The organism is Roseateles sp. So40a (assembly GCF_048081605.1).
In the GTDB taxonomy this organism is placed as follows: Bacteria; Pseudomonadota; Gammaproteobacteria; order Burkholderiales; family Burkholderiaceae_C; genus Roseateles.
In genome coordinates this window covers 1763734-1783916 of the sequence record NZ_CP182288.1, presented here as the reverse complement: position 1 = coordinate 1783916, position 20183 = coordinate 1763734, and the positions used below count along the sequence as shown (strand labels likewise).

General features: G+C 67.1%; 13 protein-coding genes, 1 tRNA gene and 1 pseudogene. 8 read left to right on the top strand and 7 right to left on the bottom strand.

The window, feature by feature from the left end:
* Window positions 1-43 precede the first annotated feature (43 nt).
* Window positions 44-2854 carry an XrtA/PEP-CTERM system TPR-repeat protein PrsT gene (prsT, locus tag ACNI65_RS08220; protein ID WP_416762320.1) on the top strand — a complete coding sequence of 937 codons (2811 nt, stop codon included), beginning with the start codon at window positions 44-46 and terminating at the stop codon, window positions 2852-2854.
* 221 nt (window positions 2855-3075) lie between these two features.
* Window positions 3076-3879, top strand: a complete 804-nt coding sequence (xdp1, locus tag ACNI65_RS08215; protein WP_416762318.1) for an exosortase-dependent surface protein XDP1 — start codon at window positions 3076-3078, stop codon at window positions 3877-3879.
* A 179-nt stretch (window positions 3880-4058) separates the two neighbouring features.
* Here xdp1 and typA read toward each other — a convergent pair whose 3' ends face one another.
* From typA to rimP, 6 genes and pseudogenes are all read right to left on the bottom strand, one after another.
* Window positions 4059-5882: a translational GTPase TypA gene (gene typA / locus ACNI65_RS08210; protein WP_416762317.1), complete on the bottom strand. Its 1824-nt coding sequence runs from the start codon at window positions 5880-5882 to the stop codon at window positions 4059-4061.
* An 88-nt stretch (window positions 5883-5970) separates the two neighbouring features.
* Window positions 5971-6930, bottom strand: a complete 960-nt coding sequence (gene truB, locus ACNI65_RS08205) for a tRNA pseudouridine(55) synthase TruB (RefSeq protein ID WP_416762315.1) — start codon at window positions 6928-6930, stop codon at window positions 5971-5973.
* A gap of 52 nt (window positions 6931-6982) precedes the next feature.
* Window positions 6983-7363, bottom strand: a complete 381-nt coding sequence (gene rbfA / locus ACNI65_RS08200; protein ID WP_416762313.1) for a 30S ribosome-binding factor RbfA — start codon at window positions 7361-7363, stop codon at window positions 6983-6985.
* A 75-nt stretch (window positions 7364-7438) separates the two neighbouring features.
* Window positions 7439-10405, bottom strand: a complete 2967-nt coding sequence (gene infB, locus ACNI65_RS08195; RefSeq protein WP_416762312.1) for a translation initiation factor IF-2 — start codon at window positions 10403-10405, stop codon at window positions 7439-7441.
* 81 nt (window positions 10406-10486) lie between these two features.
* Entirely contained in the window at window positions 10487-11965 is a 1479-nt protein-coding gene (gene nusA / locus ACNI65_RS08190) for a transcription termination factor NusA (protein WP_416762310.1), read from the bottom strand.
* Between the two features lie 173 nt (window positions 11966-12138).
* Window positions 12139-12657 (bottom strand): annotated as a pseudogene (rimP, locus tag ACNI65_RS08185) (ribosome maturation factor RimP); the annotation flags it as partial.
* Between the two features lie 195 nt (window positions 12658-12852).
* Here rimP and fabI point away from each other — a divergent pair.
* The gene (gene fabI, locus ACNI65_RS08180) at window positions 12853-13635 is read left to right on the top strand and encodes an enoyl-ACP reductase FabI (RefSeq protein WP_416762308.1); all 783 of its coding nucleotides are present in this window, start codon (window positions 12853-12855) and stop codon (window positions 13633-13635) included.
* Window positions 13636-13699: 64 nt separating this feature from the next.
* On the opposite strand, the gene ACNI65_RS08175 is transcribed toward fabI, so the two are convergent.
* Complete coding sequence (locus ACNI65_RS08175; protein ID WP_416762306.1) at window positions 13700-16045, bottom strand: Orn/Lys/Arg decarboxylase N-terminal domain-containing protein; 2346 nt, start codon at window positions 16043-16045, stop codon at window positions 13700-13702.
* 241 nt (window positions 16046-16286) lie between these two features.
* Here ACNI65_RS08175 and ACNI65_RS08170 point away from each other — a divergent pair, with 241 nt between their 5' ends.
* From ACNI65_RS08170 to ACNI65_RS08150, 5 genes are all read left to right on the top strand, one after another.
* Window positions 16287-16718, top strand: coding sequence for an NfeD family protein (locus tag ACNI65_RS08170; protein WP_416762305.1), 432 nt, complete (start codon window positions 16287-16289; stop codon window positions 16716-16718).
* 68 nt (window positions 16719-16786) lie between these two features.
* Window positions 16787-17713 carry an SPFH domain-containing protein gene (locus tag ACNI65_RS08165; protein WP_416762304.1) on the top strand — a complete coding sequence of 309 codons (927 nt, stop codon included), beginning with the start codon at window positions 16787-16789 and terminating at the stop codon, window positions 17711-17713.
* A gap of 89 nt (window positions 17714-17802) precedes the next feature.
* Window positions 17803-17893 (top strand) — tRNA-Ser (locus tag ACNI65_RS08160).
* A 222-nt stretch (window positions 17894-18115) separates the two neighbouring features.
* Window positions 18116-19345 (top strand): hypothetical protein, encoded by a 1230-nt coding sequence (locus ACNI65_RS08155; RefSeq protein WP_416762303.1) that lies wholly within the window; start codon window positions 18116-18118, stop codon window positions 19343-19345.
* Window positions 19346-19349: 4 nt separating this feature from the next.
* Complete coding sequence (locus ACNI65_RS08150) at window positions 19350-20183, top strand: hypothetical protein (RefSeq protein ID WP_416762301.1); 834 nt, start codon at window positions 19350-19352, stop codon at window positions 20181-20183.

The window sequence follows — 20183 nt, the reverse complement described above, 5'->3', positions numbered from 1 at the left end:
GCGCCCATCAGCGCCGATAGAACAACGGTCCGGGGGGACGGAGATGAGCATTCTTGGCACCGGCTGGCGTCTGCCCGCCGCGGCGGCCCTGCTCGCGCTGAGCGCCGCGGGCGCGCACGCGGACAGCGCGAAGGCCTCGCGTTATTACGAGGACGCGCTCAAGCGCTTCGAGCGTCAGGACATCGACGGCGCCGTCATCCAGCTCAAGAACGCGCTGCAGCAGGACGCGCGCATGCTCACCGTGCACGTGCTGCTGGGCAAGGCGCTGCTGATGCGCAGCGAGGCCGCAGCCGCCGAGATCGAGTTCAACGAGGCGCTCTCGCAGGGCATCAACCGCGCCGAGGTCGCCGTCCCGCTGGCCCAGGCGCTGGTCGCGCAGGGCAAGCAGGCCGAGGTCTTCAAGCAGCCCGCGCTGGTCCCCGAGGGCCTGCCCGACCCCGTGCGCAAGCAGTTGCTGCTGGTGCGCGCGGGCGCCGCGTCCGACCTGGGCGACCCGACGCGCGCGCAGGCACAGATCGAGCTGGCGCGGGCCATCCCGCCCGACAACGCCGATGCGTGGCTGGCCGAGGTGCCGCTGCGCGTGCGCGCGCGGCAGTTCGATCAGGCGACGGCCGCGGCGGAACGCGGCCTGCAACTCGCGCCCGGCAACGCCGAGGCGCTCTACCAGCGCGCCACCGTGCCGCACGTGCAGGGCCGCGCCGAGGAAGCGCTCAAGGGCTACGACCAGGCCCTCGCCGCCGATCCGCGCTATCTGGAGGCGCAACTCGCGCGCGCCGGGCTGCTGATCGACCTCAACCGCGACGCCGACGCGCTGGCGCAGGCGCAGGCCGCGCTCAAGCTGGCACCGACCGAGCCGCGCGCGCTCTACCTGACCGCCGTGCTGGCCGAGCGCCGAGGCGACGCCGCCAGCGCCCGCAAGGCGCTCAAGGCCGTCACCGACGAGCTGGACCCGGTCCCGATCGAGTTCATCCGCTACCGGCCGCAGGCGCTGATGCTCAACGGCCTGGCGCACTTCGGCCTGGGTCAGATGGAGAAGGCCAAGCCCTACCTCGAATACGCCCAGCGGCAGACGCCCAACAGCCCGCTGTCCAAGCTGCTGGCCCAGGTCTACGTCGCCGAACCCAACCTGGATCGCGCGGCCGAGGTGCTGGACAGCTACCTCAAGGCCTATCCGGGCGACGGCCAGGCGCTGGTCATGATGGCCACGCTGCAGATGGCGCAGGGCCGCCACGCGCGGGCCGCCGCGCTGATGCAGGAGGCGCTGAAGGCCAAGGACGCCCCCGAGTTCCGCACCGCGCTGGGCCTGTCGCTGCTGCGCAGCGGCCAGTCCGGCGACGCCGTCGGCGAACTGGAAAAAGCCTTCCAGCGCGACCCGCGCCAGAGCTACGCCGGCATGGCGCTGGTGTCGCTCTACCTGCGCAATGGACAGGCCGCCAAGGCGGTCGCGACCGCGGACAAGCTCGTCAAGCAGGCGCCCGGCAATCCCACGATGTGGATGCAGCTGGGCCTGGCGCGCCGTGCCGCCGGCAACCTGCCGGGCGCGCGCGAGGCCTATGAGAAGGCCGGCCAGTTCGACAAGGGACTGGTGGAAGCGCAGCTGGGCGTGACGCGGATCGACATCTCCGAGCGCAAGTTCGACGCCGCCCAGGCCCGCCTGGACGCGCTGATCAAGGCCGACGAGAAGAACGCCGATGCGCTCTACGAGATGGCCCTGCTGAGCGAGGCGCGCGGCCAGACGGCCGAGGTGGCGCGCTGGCTGACCAGGGCCGCCGACGTGAGCAGCGCGCGCAACACGCGAGCCGATCTGGCGCTCGTGGCCTGGCAACTGCGCCAGGGGCAGCCCGGACCGGCGCAGGAGGCCGCCAAGCGCCTGCTCGCCAAGACCCCGGAGGACCCGCAGGCGATGATCGCCTACGCCCAGGCGCAGCTGGCCAACCGCGACACCAACGGCGCGCGGATCACGCTGACCAACGCGGCGCGGCGCTCGGGCTTCGGCGCCGATCCGCTGGCGCAGATCGCGGCGCTGCAGCTCGACGCGCGCGACCTCGCCGGCGCGGCCTACAGCCTGGACAAGGCGCTGCAGTCCGCGCCGCGGCACCTGGCGGCGCTCGGGCTGTCCTCGACGGTGGCGCTGCAGCAGGGCAACCCGGCGTTGGCCGAGAAGCAGGCCCGGCAGGTCATCCAGCTGCGTCCGCAGGCGGCGATCGGCTACACCTTGCTGGCCGACGTCGCGCAGGCCCGCCGGCAGCCGGCGCAGGTGCTGGAGGCGCTGCGCAAGGCGCATGAGGTCCAGCCCACCAGCGGCAGCCTGCTCGCGCTGATGCGCGCGCTGAGCCAGCAGGATCCCGCCGGCAAGGCCGCGCAGGACCTGGGCGAACGCTGGCTCAAGACCCATCCCTCGGACCTGGCGGCCTGGAAGGCGCTGGGCGACGCGCAGGCCCGCACCGGGGCCTTCCCCGCCGCGCGCCGCAGCTTCGAGACGGCGCTCAAGCTGCGCGCCGACGACGTCGAGGCGCTCAACAACCTGGCCAGCACGATGATCCGCCAGGGTGAACCGGCCGCGGCCGCCGTGGTCGCCGAGCGCGCCCTGGCCAAGGACCCGCGCAACGTGGCGGTCATCGACACCGCAGGCTGGGCGTACCACCTGTCCGGCAATGCCGACCGAGCCTTGCAGCTGCTGCGCGACGCGCGGCTGCGCGAGCCCAACAGCCCCGACATTCGTTATCACCTTGCCGCCGCCTTGGCCAAGGCCGGCCGCAAGGCCGAGGCGAAGGAGGAACTGGACGCGGCGCTGCGCAGCACGGCGTTCGAAAGTCACAAGGACGCGCTCTTTCTGAGCCAGACGCTGCGCTGAGGGCCCGGCGCCCCTCCGGTGAGGGGTTCCGGCGCGTGTCAGAAAAACTTACATTCCTTCTCCAATGGCAGACGCTTTTACCGACAAGTGCTTGTGCCGTAACGAAAACATGAGGCTGGCCCAGGCCTTGCTTTAAAGGCTCCGACCGAATCTGAAACTCCGACAACCGTCGGGGCACCGAGGGGAACACTGTGCAAAAAGTTCAACAACGCCTGATTGGGATGGCCGCCCTGGCCCTGGCCTCCATGCTGCCGATGAGCGCGCATGCGCTGTCGACGTGGACGGCCAGCCAGGCCTGCGTCAACGGCAGCAGCTGCGCGGAAACGGGCGATGCGGCGCCGAACGTGAGCTTCTCGGCCTACTCGGCGCAGATCACCCAGAACGGTAGCGGCGTGTACACGGGCACCGGCGCCTTCGCGCAGAGCACGCTGGCGTTCTACAGCGGCGGCGGCTACGGCGTGCAGGCGCCCGCCAACGACACCGGATCGCCTCAGCACTCGATGGACAACTACGGCTATCAGGACCTGATCCTCCTGAAGTTCGACACGGCCGTGAACCTGACCCAGCTGAAGCTGGGATGGGCCGATTACGACAGCGACATCACCGTGCTGGCCTACACCGGATCGACGAGCGGCGTGAACGTCGCCAACACGATCACGGGCAAGACGGCCGCGAACCTGAAGTCCGCCAATGGCTGGTCGCTGGTGAACAGCTATGCGGATGTCGGCACGGCGAACCAGCTGAACCTGAACACGAGTGTCAGCTCGAGCTGGTGGATCGTGACGGCCTACAACTCGCAGCTGGGCGGTTCGCCGACGGGCGCGGATGGCAGCCAGTCCGGCCTCACGCGCGGTCTCGGCAGCTCGTACGCCGGCTATGACTTCGTCAAGCTGTACTCGGTGTCGAGCACCAAGACCGGTGGCGGCTCGAACAACGGCAATGTGCCGGAGCCGGCCTCGCTGGCCCTGGCCTCGGTGGCCATCCTGGGCCTGATCGGCGTGCGTCGCCGCAAGACCCAACGCTGAGCCTCACCGCTCCGAACGAAAGCGACCCTCGGGTCGCTTTTTTCATGCCCAAAGCAAAACGCCCGTCGCAGTGCGCCGGGCGTTTCGGCCCCAAGGGGGCCTTCCAGTTCTGACTGGAGCCCCCTCTCGGAGGGGGCTTGGGGGAGCTCACGGACCCGCGCTTGCGCGCGCTGCGCAGCTCAGCTGCGCAGCGCGCGTTTGCGCTCGTTTTCCGACAGGTGACGCTTGCGCAGACGCACCGACTTCGGGGTGATCTCGACCAGCTCGTCGTCCTCGATGAACTCGACGCCGTATTCCAGCGTCAGCTCGATCGGGGGCGTCACCTTGATCGCGTCTTCCTTGCCGCTGACGCGGAAGTTGGTCAGTTGCTTGGTGCGGGTCGCGTTGACGATCAGGTCGTTGTCGCGGTTGTGGATGCCGACGATCATGCCTTCGTAGACCGGATCGTTCGGCTTGACGAACATGCGGCCGCGGTCGTCCAGCTTGCCCAGCGCGTAGGTAAAGATCTCACCGGCGTCCATCGAGATCAGCACGCCGTTCTTGCGGCTGGCGATGTCGCCCTTGTGCGGCTCGTAGCCGTCGAAGATGTTGGAGATCAGGCCCGAACCGCGCGTCAGGTTCAGGAACTCGTTCGAGAAACCGATCAGGCCGCGGGCCGGGATGCGGTACTCGAGACGGACACGGCCGCGGCCGTCCGGCTCCATGTTGACCAGCTCGCCCTTGCGCTCGCCCAGGGCCTGCATGACGCCGCCCTGGTGGGTTTCTTCCACGTCGGCGGTGACCAGCTCGATCGGCTCGCACTTCTCGCCGTTGATGGTCTGGAACACCACGCGCGGCTTGGACACGGCCAGCTCGTAGCCTTCACGGCGCATGTTCTCCAGCAGGATGGTCAGGTGCAGTTCACCACGGCCCATCACTTCGAAGATGCCGTCCTCGCCGGTCTCGCTGACGCGCAGCGCGACGTTGTGCTGCAGTTCCTTCTGCAGGCGGTCCCAGATCTGGCGGCTGGTGACGTACTTGCCTTCACGGCCGGCCAGCGGCGACGTGTTGACGCAGAAGTTCATCGTCAGCGTCGGCTCGTCGACCTTCAGCATCGGCAGCGGGGTCGGGTTGGTCGGGCTGGTGACCGTCACGCCGATGCCGATGTCCTCGATGCCGTTGATCAGCACGATGTCGCCGGGGCCAGCTTCATTGGTCTGCATGCGGTCCAGACCCTGGAAGGTCAGCACCTGGTTGATGCGGCCCTTGGTGGTCTTGCCGTCCGGACCTTCCATCACGACCACGTCCATCGACGGCTTGATCGTGCCCTGGCTGATGCGGCCCACGCCGATGCGGCCGACGAAGGTCGAGAAGTCCAGCGCCGAGATCTGCAGCTGCAGCGGGGCAGCCGGGTCACCGCTTTGCGACGGCACGTGCTTGAGCACGGTGTCGAACAGGGCGGACATGTCCTCGCCCCACTTCGCGCCCGGCTCGCCCTCTTCCAGCGACGACCAGCCATTGATGCCCGAGGCGTACACGACGGGGAAGTCCAGCTGCTCGTCGGTGGCGCCCAGCTTGTCAAACAGGTCGAAGGCGGCGTTGATGACGGCGTCGGGCTTGGCGCCCGGCTTGTCGACCTTGTTCACGACGACGATGGGCTTGAGGCCCAGGGCCAGCGCCTTCTTCGTCACGAAGCGGGTCTGCGGCATCGGGCCTTCCTGGGCGTCGATCAGCAGCACCACGCCGTCGACCATCGACAGCGCGCGCTCGACCTCACCGCCGAAGTCCGCGTGTCCCGGGGTGTCGACGATGTTGATGTGGGTGCCCTTCCAGCTGACCGCGCAGTTCTTGGCCAGGATGGTGATGCCCCGTTCGCGTTCGATGGCGTTGTTGTCCATCACCGTGTCGACGACCTTCTCGTGGTCGGCGAAGGTGCCGCTCTGGCGAAGGAGCTGGTCCACCATGGTGGTCTTGCCATGGTCGACGTGGGCGATGATGGCGATGTTGCGGATTTGCTTGCTCATGGGGCGGCTTTCGCTTGGAGGGCTTTCTCGGAGATGGAGGAAGTCGGGAACTCGGGGATGTCTCGGATCTTGTTGGGGCGATGCCGGCTCAGGCGGCCTGCATCAGCATGGAGGCGATTTCCGTGGGGCTCAGCAGCCGGTCGGCGATCAGCTCGCCTCCCGCCACATGGGCGCTGCCCAGGAACGCGCGCGGCATCTGGCCATAGACACGGGCCTGCGGCATGTCCGGCAGCGCGACGCGGCGGCGCATGCCCGACAGGAAGCGGCCGGCCTCGTCGTTGCTCAGCTCGACCTCGGGCCATTCGCCCAGCAGGCTGTCGGGCGCGGTCAGCAGCGACAGGCGCGCCTCGTCGTCCAGCGCCTCGATCTGCTCGAGCGTGACCGCCTGCGCGATCGACACCGGCCCGCTGGCCGTGCGGCGCAGTCCGGCCAGGTGCGCGCCGCAGCCCAGCCGCTCGCCGATGTCCTCGCCCAGCGTGCGGATGTAGGTGCCCTTCGTGCAGCGCACGTCGATCACCAGCAGCAGCTCCTCAGCGTGCCACTCGACGATGTCCAGCGCGTGAATCGTGACGACGCGCGGCTGGCGCTCGACGACCACACCCTCGCGGGCGAGCTCATACAGCGCGCGGCCCTGATGCTTGAGCGCCGAGTACATCGGCGGCAGCTGCGAGATCTCGCCACGGAAGGCCTCGCAGGCGGCGCGGATCGCGGCCAGGTCCAGCGACCTGGCGACGTCGTCGCGCTGCTCCAGGATCTCGCCCTCGCCGTCGCCGGTGGTCGTCGTGATGCCCAGCCGCAGCGTGGCGCGATAGGCCTTGTCGGCTTCCAGCGAGACCTGGCTGAACTTGGTCGCCGCCCCGAAGGTCAGTGGCAGCAGCCCGGTGGCCAGCGGATCCAGCGTGCCGGTATGGCCGGCCTTCTCCGCGCGCAGCAGGCGCTTGACCTTCTGCAATGCGTCATTGCTGGTCAGGCCAAGCGGCTTGTCCAGCATCAGCACGCCATGCACGGCGCGCTTCACGATCTTGGGGCGGGGGGCTACTGCGCTCATCACATCGCGGCGCCCTTCTCAGGGCGTCGCCTTTCAAATCTCTCAAAGGACCTCAGTCCTCGGTCGTCTCGTCGTCCCGGGAGCGGTCGGCGTTCGCCTTGGCGATCAGCGCGCTCATCTCCGCGGCACGTTCGGTGGTGCGGTCGAAATGGAAATGCAGGCTCGGCACGGTATGGATCTGCAGGCGCTTGAAGAGCCCGTTGCGCAGGAAACCGGCCGCCTCGTTCAGCGCCTCGCCGGTGGCCTTCACATCGCCGACCAGCAGCGAATAGAACACCTTGGCGTGCGCGTAGTCGGGCGTGACCTCCACGGCGCTGATCGTCACCATGCCGATGCGCGGGTCCTTGAGGTCCCGGATCAGCTCGGCCAGGTCGCGCTGGATCTGGTCCGCCACGCGCAGACCGCGGTTGGGGATAGATCGCTTGTGACGCATGGCTCTTTCCTCACTCTCTCAAACAACAAAGCCCGGCGGTGCGAACCGCCGGGCATGAAGCTGCGGCAGGCTGGTTTACAGCGTGCGCGCCACTTCCTTGATTTCGAAGACTTCCAGCTGGTCGCCTTCCTTGATGTCGCTGTAGTTCTTCAGCTTGATACCGCACTCGAAGCCCTCGCGGACTTCCTTGACGTCGTCCTTCAGGCGCTTCAGCGACTCGATCTCGCCGGTGTAGACCACGACGTTGTCGCGCAGCAGGCGGAAGCGCGCGTTGCGCGTCACGTGACCGCTGGTGATCATCGAACCGGCGATGGTGCCGATCTTGGTCGCCACGAACACGGTGCGGATCTCGGCGGTACCGATGATCTCCTCGCGCTGCTCCGGAGCCAGCATGCCGGCCATCGCTGCCTTCACCTCATCCACGGCGTCATAGATGATGTTGTAGTAGCGCAGGTCGACGTCGTTGTGCTCGGCCACCTTGCGCGCGCCGGCATCGGCACGCACGTTGAAGCCGATCACGACGGCCTTGGAGGCGATCGCCAGGTTGATGTCGGACTCGCTGATCGCGCCGACCGCCGCGTGGACGATCTGCACCTTGACCTCTTCGGTCGACAGCTTGAGCAGCGAGGAGGCCAGCGCTTCCTGCGAACCCTGCACGTCGGCCTTGATGATCAGCGGCAGCGTCTGCACGTCGCCGGCGGTCATGTCGGCGAACATGTTCTCCAGCTTGGCGGCCTGCTGCTTGGCGAGCTTCACGTCACGGTACTTGCCGGCGCGGAAGGTCGCGATCTCACGGGCACGGCGTTCGTCGCCCAGCACCATGAACTCGTCACCGGCGCGCGGGACTTCCGTCAGACCCTGGATCTCGACCGGGATCGACGGGCCGGCCTCGGTGGCGGCCTTGCCGTCCTCGTCCAGCATCGCGCGGACCCGGCCGTAGGTCGAGCCGGCCAGCACCACGTCGCCACGCTTGAGCGTGCCCGACTGCACCAGCACCGTCGCGACCGGGCCGCGGCCCTTGTCCAGCTTGGCTTCGATGACCAGACCCTTGGCCAGCGAGTCCTTCGCGGCCTTCAGTTCCAGCACTTCGGCCTGCAGCAGGACCTGCTCCAGCAGCGCGTCGATGCCCTGGCCGGTCTTGGCCGACACCGGGACGAACGGCGATTCGCCGCCGAATTCTTCCGGCACGACTTCCTCGGCCACCAGCTCGCTCTTGACGCGCTCCGGGTTGGCATCGGGCTTGTCGATCTTGTTCATCGCGACCACGATCGGCACGCCAGCAGCCTTCGCGTGGTGGATGGCTTCCTTGGTCTGCGGCATGACGCCGTCATCGGCCGCGACGACCAGGATGACGATGTCGGTCGCCTTGGCACCGCGGGCACGCATGGCCGTGAAGGCCTCGTGACCCGGGGTGTCCAGGAAGGTGACCATGCCACGCGGCGTGTCGACGTGATACGCGCCGATGTGCTGCGTGATGCCGCCAGCTTCGCCAGCCGCCACGCGGGCGCGGCGGATGCTGTCCAGCAGCGAGGTCTTGCCGTGGTCGACGTGACCCATGACGGTCACCACCGGCGCGCGGGGCAGCAGCTCGTGCTGCGACTCGGCGGCGGCGCCCTCTTCCTCGAGGAACGCGTCCGGATCGTCCAGCTTGGCGGCGAAGGCCTTGTGGCCCATTTCCTCGACGAGGATCATGGCCGTCTCCTGGTCCAGCTGCTGGTTGATGGTGACCATCTGACCCAGTTTCATCAGCTGCTTGATGACCTCGGACGCCTTGACCGACATCTTGTGCGCCAGATCGGCGACCGAGATGGTCTCGGGCACGTGCACTTCCTGGATCACCGGCTCGTTCGGAGCCTGGAAGTTGGAGTGCGACGCGCCGCGATCGTCGCGACCGCCACGGCGGCCCGCGGGACCGCCACGGCCCGGCGCGCGCCAGCCCGGCGAACCCGGACGGGCGCCCGGACCGTCGGTGCGGCCACCCGGCTTGCCGGGTGCGCCACGCTTCTTGGCGTCGTCGGCCCAGCTGGAGGACAGCTTCTCGGACTTGACGGACTTCTTGTCGCCCGGCTTCGCGCCGGCGCCTGCGGCGGCAGTCGTGCCGGCAGCGCCCGGGGCGCCGCCCGGCTTCTTGTGGATCGTGCCCTTGATGCCGGCGGCCGCGGCCTCCGGCTTCGGCTCTTCCTTCTTCGCGACGAGCACCTTCTTGGGTGCGTTCATCATCGCGCGGATGGCGGCGGCCTCGGCCTCGGCGGCCTTGCGGCGGCGCTCCAGCTCGGCCTGGCGGGCCTTCTCGTCGGCGGCCACGTCGGCGGCCTTGACCACGCGCAGCACGGGCTTGGCGGGTTCGACCGGGGCGGGCGCGGGTGCCGGAGCAGCGGCCACGGGGGCCGGAGCGGGTGCGGGCGCGGCGGCGGCCTTGGCCTTCTCGGCAGCCTTGTCGGCGGCCTTCTCGGCCTTGGACTTGGCGGCGTCGGCGGCCTTGCGTGCCTCTTCCTCGGCAGCAGCCTTGGCGGCGGCTTCCGCGGCGGCGGCCTCGGCGGCCTCACGCGCGGCACGCTCTTCCTCGCGGCGCTTTTCCTCGGCTTCACGCGCGGCGCGCTCGGCGTCCTCGCGTTCGCGCATCTTGCGCGCCAGCTCTTCTTCCTGCTGACGCAGCGCCTCGGCCTGCGCCTGCGCTTCTTCCTCGCGACGCTTCAGCTCGGCTTCCTCGGCCGCGGCGGCGGCGGCGTCATCGACGCCGTCCTCGCGCTTGACGAAGGTGCGCTTCTTGCGGACCTCGACCTGGATGGTGCGGGCCTTGCCCGAGGCATCGGCCTGCTTGATCTCGCTGGTGGACTTGCGGGTCAGCGTGATCTTCTTGCGTTCGGCGCCGCCGGTCCCGTGCGCGGTGCGCAGGTGATCGAGCAGACGTTCCTTGTCGCTTTCGTTCAGGCTGTCCTCGGCGGACGCCTTGTTGACGCCCGCAGCTTGGAGCTGCTCCAGCAGGGTGCTCGCAGGCCTGTTCAGCTCTGCGGCCAGCTGGGCGACGGTGGTCACGGCCATTGTTGAAATCCTTAAATCTTGTGTGGGGCGGAGCGGTCTGGTTTCGCTTGAAGTCGCTTCAGAGCGTGTCTAGCTCGGGCGTTATGCGTTGAACCAGTGCTCGCGCGCCTTCATGATCAATGCGCGTGCCGCTGCCTCGTCCAGGGACGAAATCTCGACCAATTCGTCAACGGCCAGGTCTGCCAGGTCGTCACGGGTGTTGATGTCGCTGCCCGCCAGCTTGGCGATCAGTTCGGGCGTCATGCCCTCGAGGTCGCGCAGGTCCTGGGAGACCTCCTCGACCTTCTCCTCGCGGGCGATCTCCATCGTCAGCAGCGCATCCTTGGCACGGGTGCGGAGCTCGTTGACGGTTTCCTCGTCGAAGGATTCGATCTCCAACATCTCCTGCATCGGAACGTAGGCGACTTCCTCCAGCGAGGCAAAACCTTCCGCGATCAGGATGTCGGCGACTTCCTCGTCCACGTCCAGCTTCTCGACGAACAGCTTGCGCACGCCATCGGATTCCTCGGCCTGCTTGGCGGCGGATTCCTCGGCGGTCATGATGTTGATCTTCCAGCCGGTCAGCTCCGAGGCCAGACGCACGTTCTGGCCGCCGCGGCCGATGGCGATCGCGAGGTTCTCCTCGTCCACCACCACGTCCATCGCGTGACGCTCTTCATCGACGACGATGGACTGCACGTTCGCGGGAGCCAGCGCGCCGATCACGAACTGCGCCGGATCCTCCGACCACAGCACGATGTCCACGCGTTCGCCGGCCAGCTCGTTGGTCACGCCGTTCACGCGCGAACCGCGCACGCCGACGCAGGTGCCGATCGGATCGACGCGCTTGTCGTGCGACACGACGGCGATCTTGGCGCGGCTGCCCGCGTCACGCGCGCAGCTCTTGATCTCCAGCAGGCCCTGCTCGATCTCGGGCACTTCCTGGGCGAACAGTTCCTTCATGAATTCGCCCGAGGAACGCGACAGCATGATCTGCGGACCGCGCTGCGTCGGATCCACGCCCAGGATGACCGCGCGGACGCGGTCGCCGGTGCGCAGGTTTTCCTTCGGGATCATCTCGTTGCGCTTGAGACGGCCTTCGACGCGGCCCGACTCGGCAATGATGTCGCCCTTGTCCAGGCGCTTGACGGTGCCCACGAAGATGCGTTCGCCGCGCGACATGAAGTCGTTGAGCAGCTGCTCGCGCTCGGCGTCGCGGATCTTCTGCAGGATCACCTGCTTGGCGGCCTGCGCGCCGATGCGGCCGATGGGCACGGACTCCACGCCTTCCTCGATGTGGTCATCCACCTCGATGTCGGCGATCTGCTCCTGCGCCTCGAACAGCAGGATCTCGGAGTCGGCGTTCTGCAGACCGGCCTCGTTGGGCACCACGTGCCAGCGGCGGAAGGTCTCGTATTCGCCGGTGTCGCGGTCGATGGCCACACGGATGTCGACCTCGCCGCCATACAACTTCTTGGTGGCCGAAGCCAGCGCCGCCTCAACGGCGCCGAACACCACATCGCGCTCCACGCTCTTCTCGCGCGAGATGGCGTCCACCAGCATCAACAGTTCGCGGTTCATTGATCGAGACCTCCGTCAACCTTGTCATCCGTCTGCCGGGACTTGGCATTGCTCTTCTTCTTCGACGCCTTGGGCTTCGCAGCCGTTCCGTCAGCAGATTCCGATCCGGGCGCCAAGCCCGTGTTCTTTTTCGCCGCGGCGGCCTTGCCCGCAGCGGCACCGGTCGCCGTTCCCGACGCCCGGTTCTTGAAAACGATCTCCGGCACCAGCTTGGCCGAGCGCACCTCGTCCAGCGCGAAGTCCAGCGCCTGTTCGGTCTTGCCGTCGGTGAAGATCACGCGCCAGGCGGTGGCGGCGGCCAGCGTGGCCATGTCGGCGTCGTCAGCGGTGCCTTCGGCCGCGACCAGGACACCCCGGTACTTCTTGCGACCCTGGAAAGCCTCGCGCAACGTGATTTCCACTTCATGACCGCGGAAACGGGCATAGTCCGCTGCGTTGTTGAGCGGGCGGTCGAGACCGGGGGTGGACACTTCCAGGCGCGTGTAGTCGACCTCGTCGACCTCCATCACGTAGCGCAGCTGGCGCGTCACGCGCTCGCAGTCCTCGACGTTGACCGGCTGCTCGGGCTCCACGCCATTCACGAGCGGCTTGTCGATGTACACGCGCAGCAAGCCCCCGGCGCTGCGTTCGCAGCCCACCACCTCGTAACCCAGTCCGGTCACGGTTTTTTCAACAACGGCTTGCCAGCTCAAATTCATCGACGACGGTATCTATCCAGTTTGGACAGCCAAAAAAAATGGGCTGGATGAATCCGCCCACCGTTCACTTTCTCAGCGAAGCTCGAAGTGTACTATGCAAACAGCATGCCGACAAGGCTGTGGCTTCGGTCACGGCATGGCGTGCGAGAATCCCGGCCTCCCTCGAATCTATGAATACCAGGAGCAGACATGGGATTTCTCGCCGGCAAGCGACTGCTGATCACGGGCGTGCTGTCCAACCGCTCGATCGCCTATGGCATCGCCAAGGCCTGCCACCGCGAAGGCGCTGAACTCGCCTTCAGCTACGTGGGCGAGCGCTTCAAGGACCGCATCACCGAATTCGCCGCCGAATTCGACTCCAAGCTGGTGTTCGACTGCGATGTGGGCGACGACGCCCAGATCGAGCGCCTGTTCGAGGATCTCGGCCAGCACTGGCCCGAATTCGACGGTTTCGTGCATTCGATCGGTTTCGCGCCCCGCGACGCGATCGCCGGCGAGTTCCTGGACGGCATGACCCGCGAGAACTTCCGCATCGCGCACGACATTTCCGCCTACAGCTTCCCCGCGATGGCCAAGGCCGCGCAAAGCCGCCTGCGTCCTGGCGCCGCGCTGCTGACGCTGTCCTACCTGGGCGCCGACCGTTTCGTGCCGAACTACAACACGATGGGACTGGCCAAGGCCTCGCTGGAAGCCAGCGTGCGTTACCTGGCCTACGGCCTGGGCGGCAAGGGCATCCGGGTGAACGGCATCTCGGCGGGCCCGATCAAGACGCTGGCCGCCTCGGGCATCAAGGACTTCGGCAAGCTGCTCAAGCAATTCGCCGAGAGCGCCGCGATCAAGCGCAACGTCACGATCGAGGACGTCGGCAACACGGCAGCCTTCCTGCTGTCGGACCTGGCCGGCGGCATCAGCTCCGAGATCGTCTACGTCGACGGCGGCTTCAGCCACGGCGCGATGGCCGGCACGGAGTAAATCTCCCCGCCCCAAGAAACATCAGGCCCCGCGGGGCCTGATTTTCTTTCCGCCCGAGACGGGCTTACTTCTTCTTGGCCGCGGCCGCTTTCTTGGCCGGAGCCGCCTTCTTGGCGGGCACGGGCTGCTTCGCCGGCTCGGCGTCGACCACGCAATCCACGTAGTAGCGCGTGATGCCGTCGACGCCCTTCTCCGACACCAGTCCGTGGACGTCGGTGGCGAAGCCCGGGAACTTGGCGTTGAACTCGCGCGTGAAGATCAGGTAGTCCACGATGCGCTTGTTGAAGCGCTCGCCCGGGATCACCAGCGGGATGCCCGGGGGATACGGCGTCAGCAGCGCGGTCGTGACACGGCCTTCGAGCTTGTCGATCTCGACGCGCTCCGTCTTGCGATGCGCGATGTGCGCGTACGCGTCCGACGGCTTCATCGCCGGCTCCAGATCGGACAGATAGACCTCGGTGGTCAGTCTGGCGATGTCGCCCGAGGCATAGGCCTCGTGCACGCTCTGGCACAGGTCGCGCAGACCCATGCGCTCATAGCGCGGGAACGCCGCCACGAAGTCCGGCAGGATGCGCCAGATCGGCGCGTTCTTGTCGTAGTCGTCCTTGAACTGCTGCAGCGCGGTCAGCAGCGTGTTCCATCGGCCCTTGGTGATGCCGATGGTGAACATGATGAAGAACGAGTACAGACCCGTCTTCTCGACCACGACGCCATGCTCGGCCAGGAACTTGGTGACGATGCTGGCCGGGATGCCGGTCTTGGCGAACTTGCCGCTCATGTCCAGCCCCGGCGTGATCACCGTGGACTTGATCGGATCCAGCATGTTGAAGCCGGCCTCGATCGGGCCGAAGCCATGCCACTTCTCGTTGGCCTTGAGCATCCAGTCGGCGGCCTTGCCGATGCCCTCGGTGGCGAGCTTGTCCGGACCCCAGACCTTGAACCACCAGTCCTTGCCGTAGTCCTTCTCGACCTTGCGCATGGCGCGGCGGAAGTCCAGCGCCTCGCTGATGGACTCCTCCACCAGCGCGGTGCCGCCCGGAGGCTCCATCATCGCGGCCGCGACGTCGCAGCTGGCGATGATCGAGTACTGCGGGCTCGTCGAGGTGTGCATCAGGTAGGCCTCGTTGAACAGATGCTTGTCCAGCTTCACGTTCTGCGAGTCCTGCACCAGCACCTGCGACGCCTGCGAGATGCCCGCCAGCAGCTTGTGCGTGGACTGGGTCGCGTAGACCATCGCGGTCTTCGGGCGCGGGCGATGCTTGCCCATCGCGTGGTACGAGCCGTAGAAGTTGTGGAACGCCGCGTGCGGCAGCCACGCCTCGTCGAAGTGCAGCGTATCGATCCAGCCGTCGAGCTTGCCCTTGATGGTCTCGGTGTTGTAGAGCACGCCGTCATAGGTGCTCTGCGTCAGCGTCATGATGCGCGGCTTGACCTTGCTCGGATCCACGCCCTTGAGCAGCGGGTTCTTCGCGACCTTCTTGCGGATGGTCTCGGGCGAGAACTCGCTCTCGGGGATGGGGCCGATGATCCCGTAATGGTTGCGCGTGGGCGTCATGAAGACCGGCACCGCGCCGGTCATGATGATGCTGTGCAGGATGGACTTGTGGCAATTGCGGTCCACGACGACGACGTCACCCGGCGCCACCGTGTGGTGCCAGACCATCTTGTTGGACGTCGAGGTGCCGTTCGTGACGAAGAAGCAGTGATCCGCGTTGAAGATGCGGGCCGCGTTCTTCTCGCTCTCGGCGACCGGGCCAGTGTGGTCCAGCAACTGGCCGAGTTCCTCGACCGCGTTGCAGACGTCCGCGCGCAGCATGTTCTCGCCGAAGAACTGGTGGAACATCTGTCCCACCGGGCTCTTCAGGAAAGCCACGCCGCCGGAGTGCCCCGGGCAGTGCCACGAGTACGACCCGTCCTGCGCGTAGTCCATCAGCGCCTTGAAGAACGGCGGCGCCAGTCCGTCGAGGTAGCTCTTGGCCTCGCGGATGATGTGACGCGCCACGAATTCGGGCGTGTCCTCGAACATGTGGATGAAGCCGTGCAGCTCGCGCAGCACGTCATTGGGCAGATGCTGCGAGGTGCGCGTCTCGCCATAGACGTAGATGGGGATGTCCGCGTTCTTGAACCGGATCTCCTGGATGAACTTGCGCAGGTTCAGCACGGCCGGGTCGAGCTCACCGCCATCGCCGTTGCCGGAGAACTCCTCGTCGTCGATCGACAGGATGAAGGCGCTGGCGCGGCTCTGCTGCTGCGCGAACTGGCTCAGGTCGCCGTAGCTCGTGACGCCCAGGACCTCGAAGCCCTCCTTCTGGATGGCCTCCGCCAGCGCGCGGATGCCCAAACCCGAGGTGTTCTCGGAGCGATAGTCCTCGTCGATGATGACGATGGGGAAGCGGAAACGCGGCGTCATTGGGGCCTCCGAAGCGGGGCAGGTCAAACAAGAAAGGCGCGAAGTGTAGGGCTACAGCCGTGTCACGCAAGTGTTGACCGGAGGTTGTCGCAGAAACAGAACGGACAAGCGGTCGATGGCCTCCAAAAGCAGGGAGAAGACCCCCGTAAGAGCGTTCCCGCACGCAGGCACCCGGGGCGTACACTGCCCTGGCACAAAGGACCGGGCGAATCACGGATCGTCCGGCAAGCTAGGAGGATCCATGGACTGGAGTGCTCCCACCTGGTGGTGGGTCATTTGCGGCGGACTGGTGGCGGCGGAACTCGCCAGCGGGACGACGTTCTATCTGCTGATGCTGGCGCTGGGCGCGGCGACGGCAGCCATCGCGGCGCACGCCGGCGGCCCGCTGTGGACGCAACTGGTGCTGGCCGCGGCGGTCGGCGGCGGCGCGGTGACCTGGTGGCACCTGCGGCTGCGCAAGCACCCTCGCCTGCCCGCCAACGAGAACCCCAATGTGAACCTCGACGTCGGCCAGAGCCTGGAGGTCGCGCACTGGCGCGAGGACGGCACGACCGAGGTCCGCTACCGCGGCGCGGCCTGGCAGGCGCGTTTCGTCGGCACTGGCGCGCCGCATGTCGGACGCCATGTGATCAGAGCGGTCGAAGGCTGCTGCCTGCTGGTCGAGCCGGCCTGAATCGCCCTCCCCACCTCTTCTTTCTTCCCTTTCACTGTCCCTGACCTTCCCGGAGGAGCACCCTGCTCATGGAAATCGTTGCCCTGGTCATCTTGTTTGTCGCCATCGTCTTCGTCGTGCAATCGGTGAAGGTGGTCCCCCAGCAGAACGCCTGGGTCGTGGAACGCCTGGGGAAGTACCACGGCACGCTCACGCCGGGACTGAACATCCTGGTGCCCTTCGTGGACCGGCTGGCCTACAAGCATTCGCTCAAGGAGATCCCGCTGGACGTCCCCAGCCAGGTCTGCATCACGCGTGACAACACGCAGCTGACCGTCGATGGGATCCTGTACTTCCAGGTGACGGACGCGATGCGCGCGAGCTACGGCTCGAGCAACTACATCATCGCGATCACGCAGCTGGCGCAGACCACGTTGCGCTCGGTGATCGGCCGCATGGAGCTGGACCGGACCTTCGAGGAACGCGATGTCATCAACAGCTCCGTGGTGCAGGCGCTGGACGAGGCGGCGCTGAACTGGGGCGTGAAGGTGCTGCGTTATGAGATCAAGGACCTGACGCCGCCGGCGGAGATCCTGCGCTCGATGCAGGCGCAGATCACGGCGGAGCGCGAGAAGCGTGCGCTGATCGCGGCGTCGGAAGGCCGTCGCCAGGAGCAGATCAACATCGCGACGGGCGAGCGCGAGGCGGCGATCGCGCGCTCCGAGGGCGAGAAGCAGGCCGAGATCAACAAGGCGCAGGGCGAGGCGGCGGCGATCCTGGCGGTGGCGGAAGCCAGCGCGGATGCGATCCGTCAGATCGCCTCGGCGATCCAGCAGCCGGGCGGCGGCGACGCGGTGCAGCTGAAGGTGGCGGAGAAGGCGGTCGAGGCGTTCTCGCAGCTCGCACAGAAGAACAACACGATGATCGTGCCGGCCAACATGAGCGAGGTCTCGGGGCTGATCGGCACGGCGATGGCGCTGATCAAGAGCGACAAGGTGATCCAGCCTGGGCGCTGATCGCATGAGGTCGATCGCATGACGTCGATCGTAGGAACTTCGACAAGTTTCCTGGCGGCCCAAAAAACTGCGCTATGATGGCGGGCTTCGGAGAGATGGATGAGCGGTTTAAGTCGCACGCCTGGAAAGCGTGTGTAGGTTAATAGCCTACCGAGGGTTCGAATCCCTCTCTCTCCGCCAAGACACGAAACGGGCCCTGAGCGATCAGGGCCCGTTTTTCATTTCGGCGCGACGCGCGGCACCTGCCCCGGGTACGGATGTCCTCGTCCACTGCGGCGCGGACGGGGACGGGGACGGGGCCGGAATCGTGTCCTGCGTTCACCAGCTTGTTGACCTCGGGCGGACTACCCCGCGCGGCTCGCGGTTCCTAGGATCGAACCCCTTTCCCACACCGGGGTTCCCATGCGCTTCCCACTCGCCATCCTGGCCCTCACGGCTGCCTTCGCCTCCAACGCCTCCGCCGCCGACATCAAGTCGCTCTCCCGCCTGGCGGTGGGTCCCGACAACGTGCTGTTCCTCGCCGACTGGAAAGACGCGAAGGTCCACGCGCTGAAGCTGCGCCCGGTCGCGGCCAGGCCCGCCGGCACGGCATTCAACATCCTCGACCTTGAGCCCCTGCTTTCCGCGCAGGTCGGGGGCGCGAAGGTGGTGATCGAGGACATGGTGGCCCGACCCGGCACGGCCGAGGTGTACATCGCCATCAGCTATGGCCCGGCCAAGTCCCCCGCCCTCCTGGTTGTGACCAGCGATGGTCGCGCGCGGCGCGTCGATCTGAAGCAGGCCAAGACCACCACCGTCGCGCTGCGCGACGCGCCCGCCCCGGCCGACCGGATCTGGCGAGACCTCCCTGAGCGGAGCTTCACCGTAACGGACATGAAGTGGCGAGAAGGCGAACTGTTCGTCGCCGGCCTCTCGAACCAAGACTTCTCGTCGACCCTGCGCCGCGTGAGATATCCGTTCGACGCGACGCAGACCATGGCGTCGATCGAGATCTACCACACGGGCCACAACCTCGTTGAGACGCGCGCCCCGATTCGAGCGATGAGTTTCGCGACGCTGGCGGGACGTCCCTACCTGGTCGCCGCCTACACCTGCACGCCGATCGTCACGATCCCGCTGGACGAGATCCGCGACGGCGCGCACCTGCGCGGCAAGACCATCGCGGAACTCGGATACGGCAACACGCCCGCGGACCTGATCAGCTACTCGAAGACCGAGGACGGCCAGACCCGCGACTACCTGATGCTGCTCAACTTCGAGCGCGGAGGCAGCGCGATCCCGCTGTCCCAGGTGGAGGCCGCCAACGCGAAGCCCGGCATCGAGCAGGTCGTCCAGTTCGGCCAGCTGAGCGGCCTGGAGCCGACTGCCGCCCCGCTCGCGGGCGCGATCCGCATCGACAACCTCGACGACCAATCGTTCATCGTCGTGCGCCGCCGACTCGAGCAGGACCGCTTGCAACTCGTGACGATCGGCAAGGAGCTCTCGTTCCGGCTCACCGACTTCGTCTCGGAGTACGCCTTCCAGAAGTACAGCTTCAAGGGCGACGAATTCCAGCTGAAGTACATCAAGCCACGGCAGGATCAGTTGCTGGAACACGAGGGATTCGCTGACCACATCAAGCCTGATCGGTGACGCCATGCGGCTGCGACGTCAGCACCTGGCCGCGGTCATCGCGTCCCTCGCCTCGCTCTACGCGCCGACGGTCCGCGCTTCCGATCGTCTCGCGACCATCGTGCCGCCGGGCATCGTCAGCGTGCGACCGTCTGGCCCGACCGTTCCCGAGAACCTGCTCAGGATCTCGCTCCGCTTCGCGATCGCACCGACAGCACCCGTACTGCGCCGCCTGGCGCTCATCGGTCCGGATGACCGGCCAGTGGCCGATCCCTTCCTCGACCAGGAACTCTGGTCACCCGACGGCAAGGTGTTGACCGTGCTGCTGCATCCCGGGCGCCTGAAGACCGGCTTGATCGCCCATGACGCACTCGGCGCGGCGCTGGTCGACGGCGAGGTGATCCGGCTCACCCTCGATGGACGGGAGCTGCATCGATGGCGGGTCCAGCCGCGGGACGAGACCGGGCCCCAGACGCGGGACTGGCAACTGCCACCCCTTCCGGTCGGTCGCCGCGAGTCCGTGGACGTTCGACTGGATGCCCCGATCGACGCGCTCGAGGTGGACTACCTGGCGGTGATCGATGCGCAAGGTCGACGCGTCCCAGGCCGGGCAGAGCTCCTCGATGGCGAGACGGTCTGGCGCTTCTCACCCGCACGGGCGTGGAGCGCCGGGCCCTTCCGTTTGATCGTGCGAGCCACGCTGGAAGACCCGGCAGGGAATCGACTCAACGACCGGTTCGAGGCGCCAGCGGGAGCGCTCGCCAAGCGCGCGCTCGATGCCATGCTGCCCTTGCGCACCTGCGCGATCAGGACGAATCCGTGCAGCGCTTCATCCGGCGCCCGGCTCATGCCCCCTTGA

Bases quoted from the DNA above. Each gene is read 5' to 3' on its own strand.
- ACNI65_RS08150 (WP_416762301.1), top strand. From the start codon at position 19,350: ATGCGGCTGCGACGTCAGCACCTGGCCGCGGTCATCGCGTCCCTCGCC.
- fabI (WP_416762308.1), top strand. From the start codon at position 12,853: ATGGGATTTCTCGCCGGCAAGCGACTGCTGATCACGGGCGTGCTGTCC.
- infB (WP_416762312.1), bottom strand. From the start codon at position 10,405: ATGGCCGTGACCACCGTCGCCCAGCTGGCCGCAGAGCTGAACAGGCCT.
- ACNI65_RS08155 (WP_416762303.1), top strand. From the start codon at position 18,116: ATGCGCTTCCCACTCGCCATCCTGGCCCTCACGGCTGCCTTCGCCTCC.
- prsT (WP_416762320.1), top strand. From the start codon at position 44: ATGAGCATTCTTGGCACCGGCTGGCGTCTGCCCGCCGCGGCGGCCCTG.
- typA (WP_416762317.1), bottom strand. From the start codon at position 5,882: ATGAGCAAGCAAATCCGCAACATCGCCATCATCGCCCACGTCGACCAT.
- rbfA (WP_416762313.1), bottom strand. From the start codon at position 7,363: ATGCGTCACAAGCGATCTATCCCCAACCGCGGTCTGCGCGTGGCGGAC.
- nusA (WP_416762310.1), bottom strand. From the start codon at position 11,965: ATGAACCGCGAACTGTTGATGCTGGTGGACGCCATCTCGCGCGAGAAG.
- truB (WP_416762315.1), bottom strand. From the start codon at position 6,930: ATGAGCGCAGTAGCCCCCCGCCCCAAGATCGTGAAGCGCGCCGTGCAT.
- ACNI65_RS08170 (WP_416762305.1), top strand. From the start codon at position 16,287: ATGGACTGGAGTGCTCCCACCTGGTGGTGGGTCATTTGCGGCGGACTG.
- ACNI65_RS08175 (WP_416762306.1), bottom strand. From the start codon at position 16,045: ATGACGCCGCGTTTCCGCTTCCCCATCGTCATCATCGACGAGGACTAT.
- ACNI65_RS08165 (WP_416762304.1), top strand. From the start codon at position 16,787: ATGGAAATCGTTGCCCTGGTCATCTTGTTTGTCGCCATCGTCTTCGTC.
- xdp1 (WP_416762318.1), top strand. From the start codon at position 3,076: ATGGCCGCCCTGGCCCTGGCCTCCATGCTGCCGATGAGCGCGCATGCG.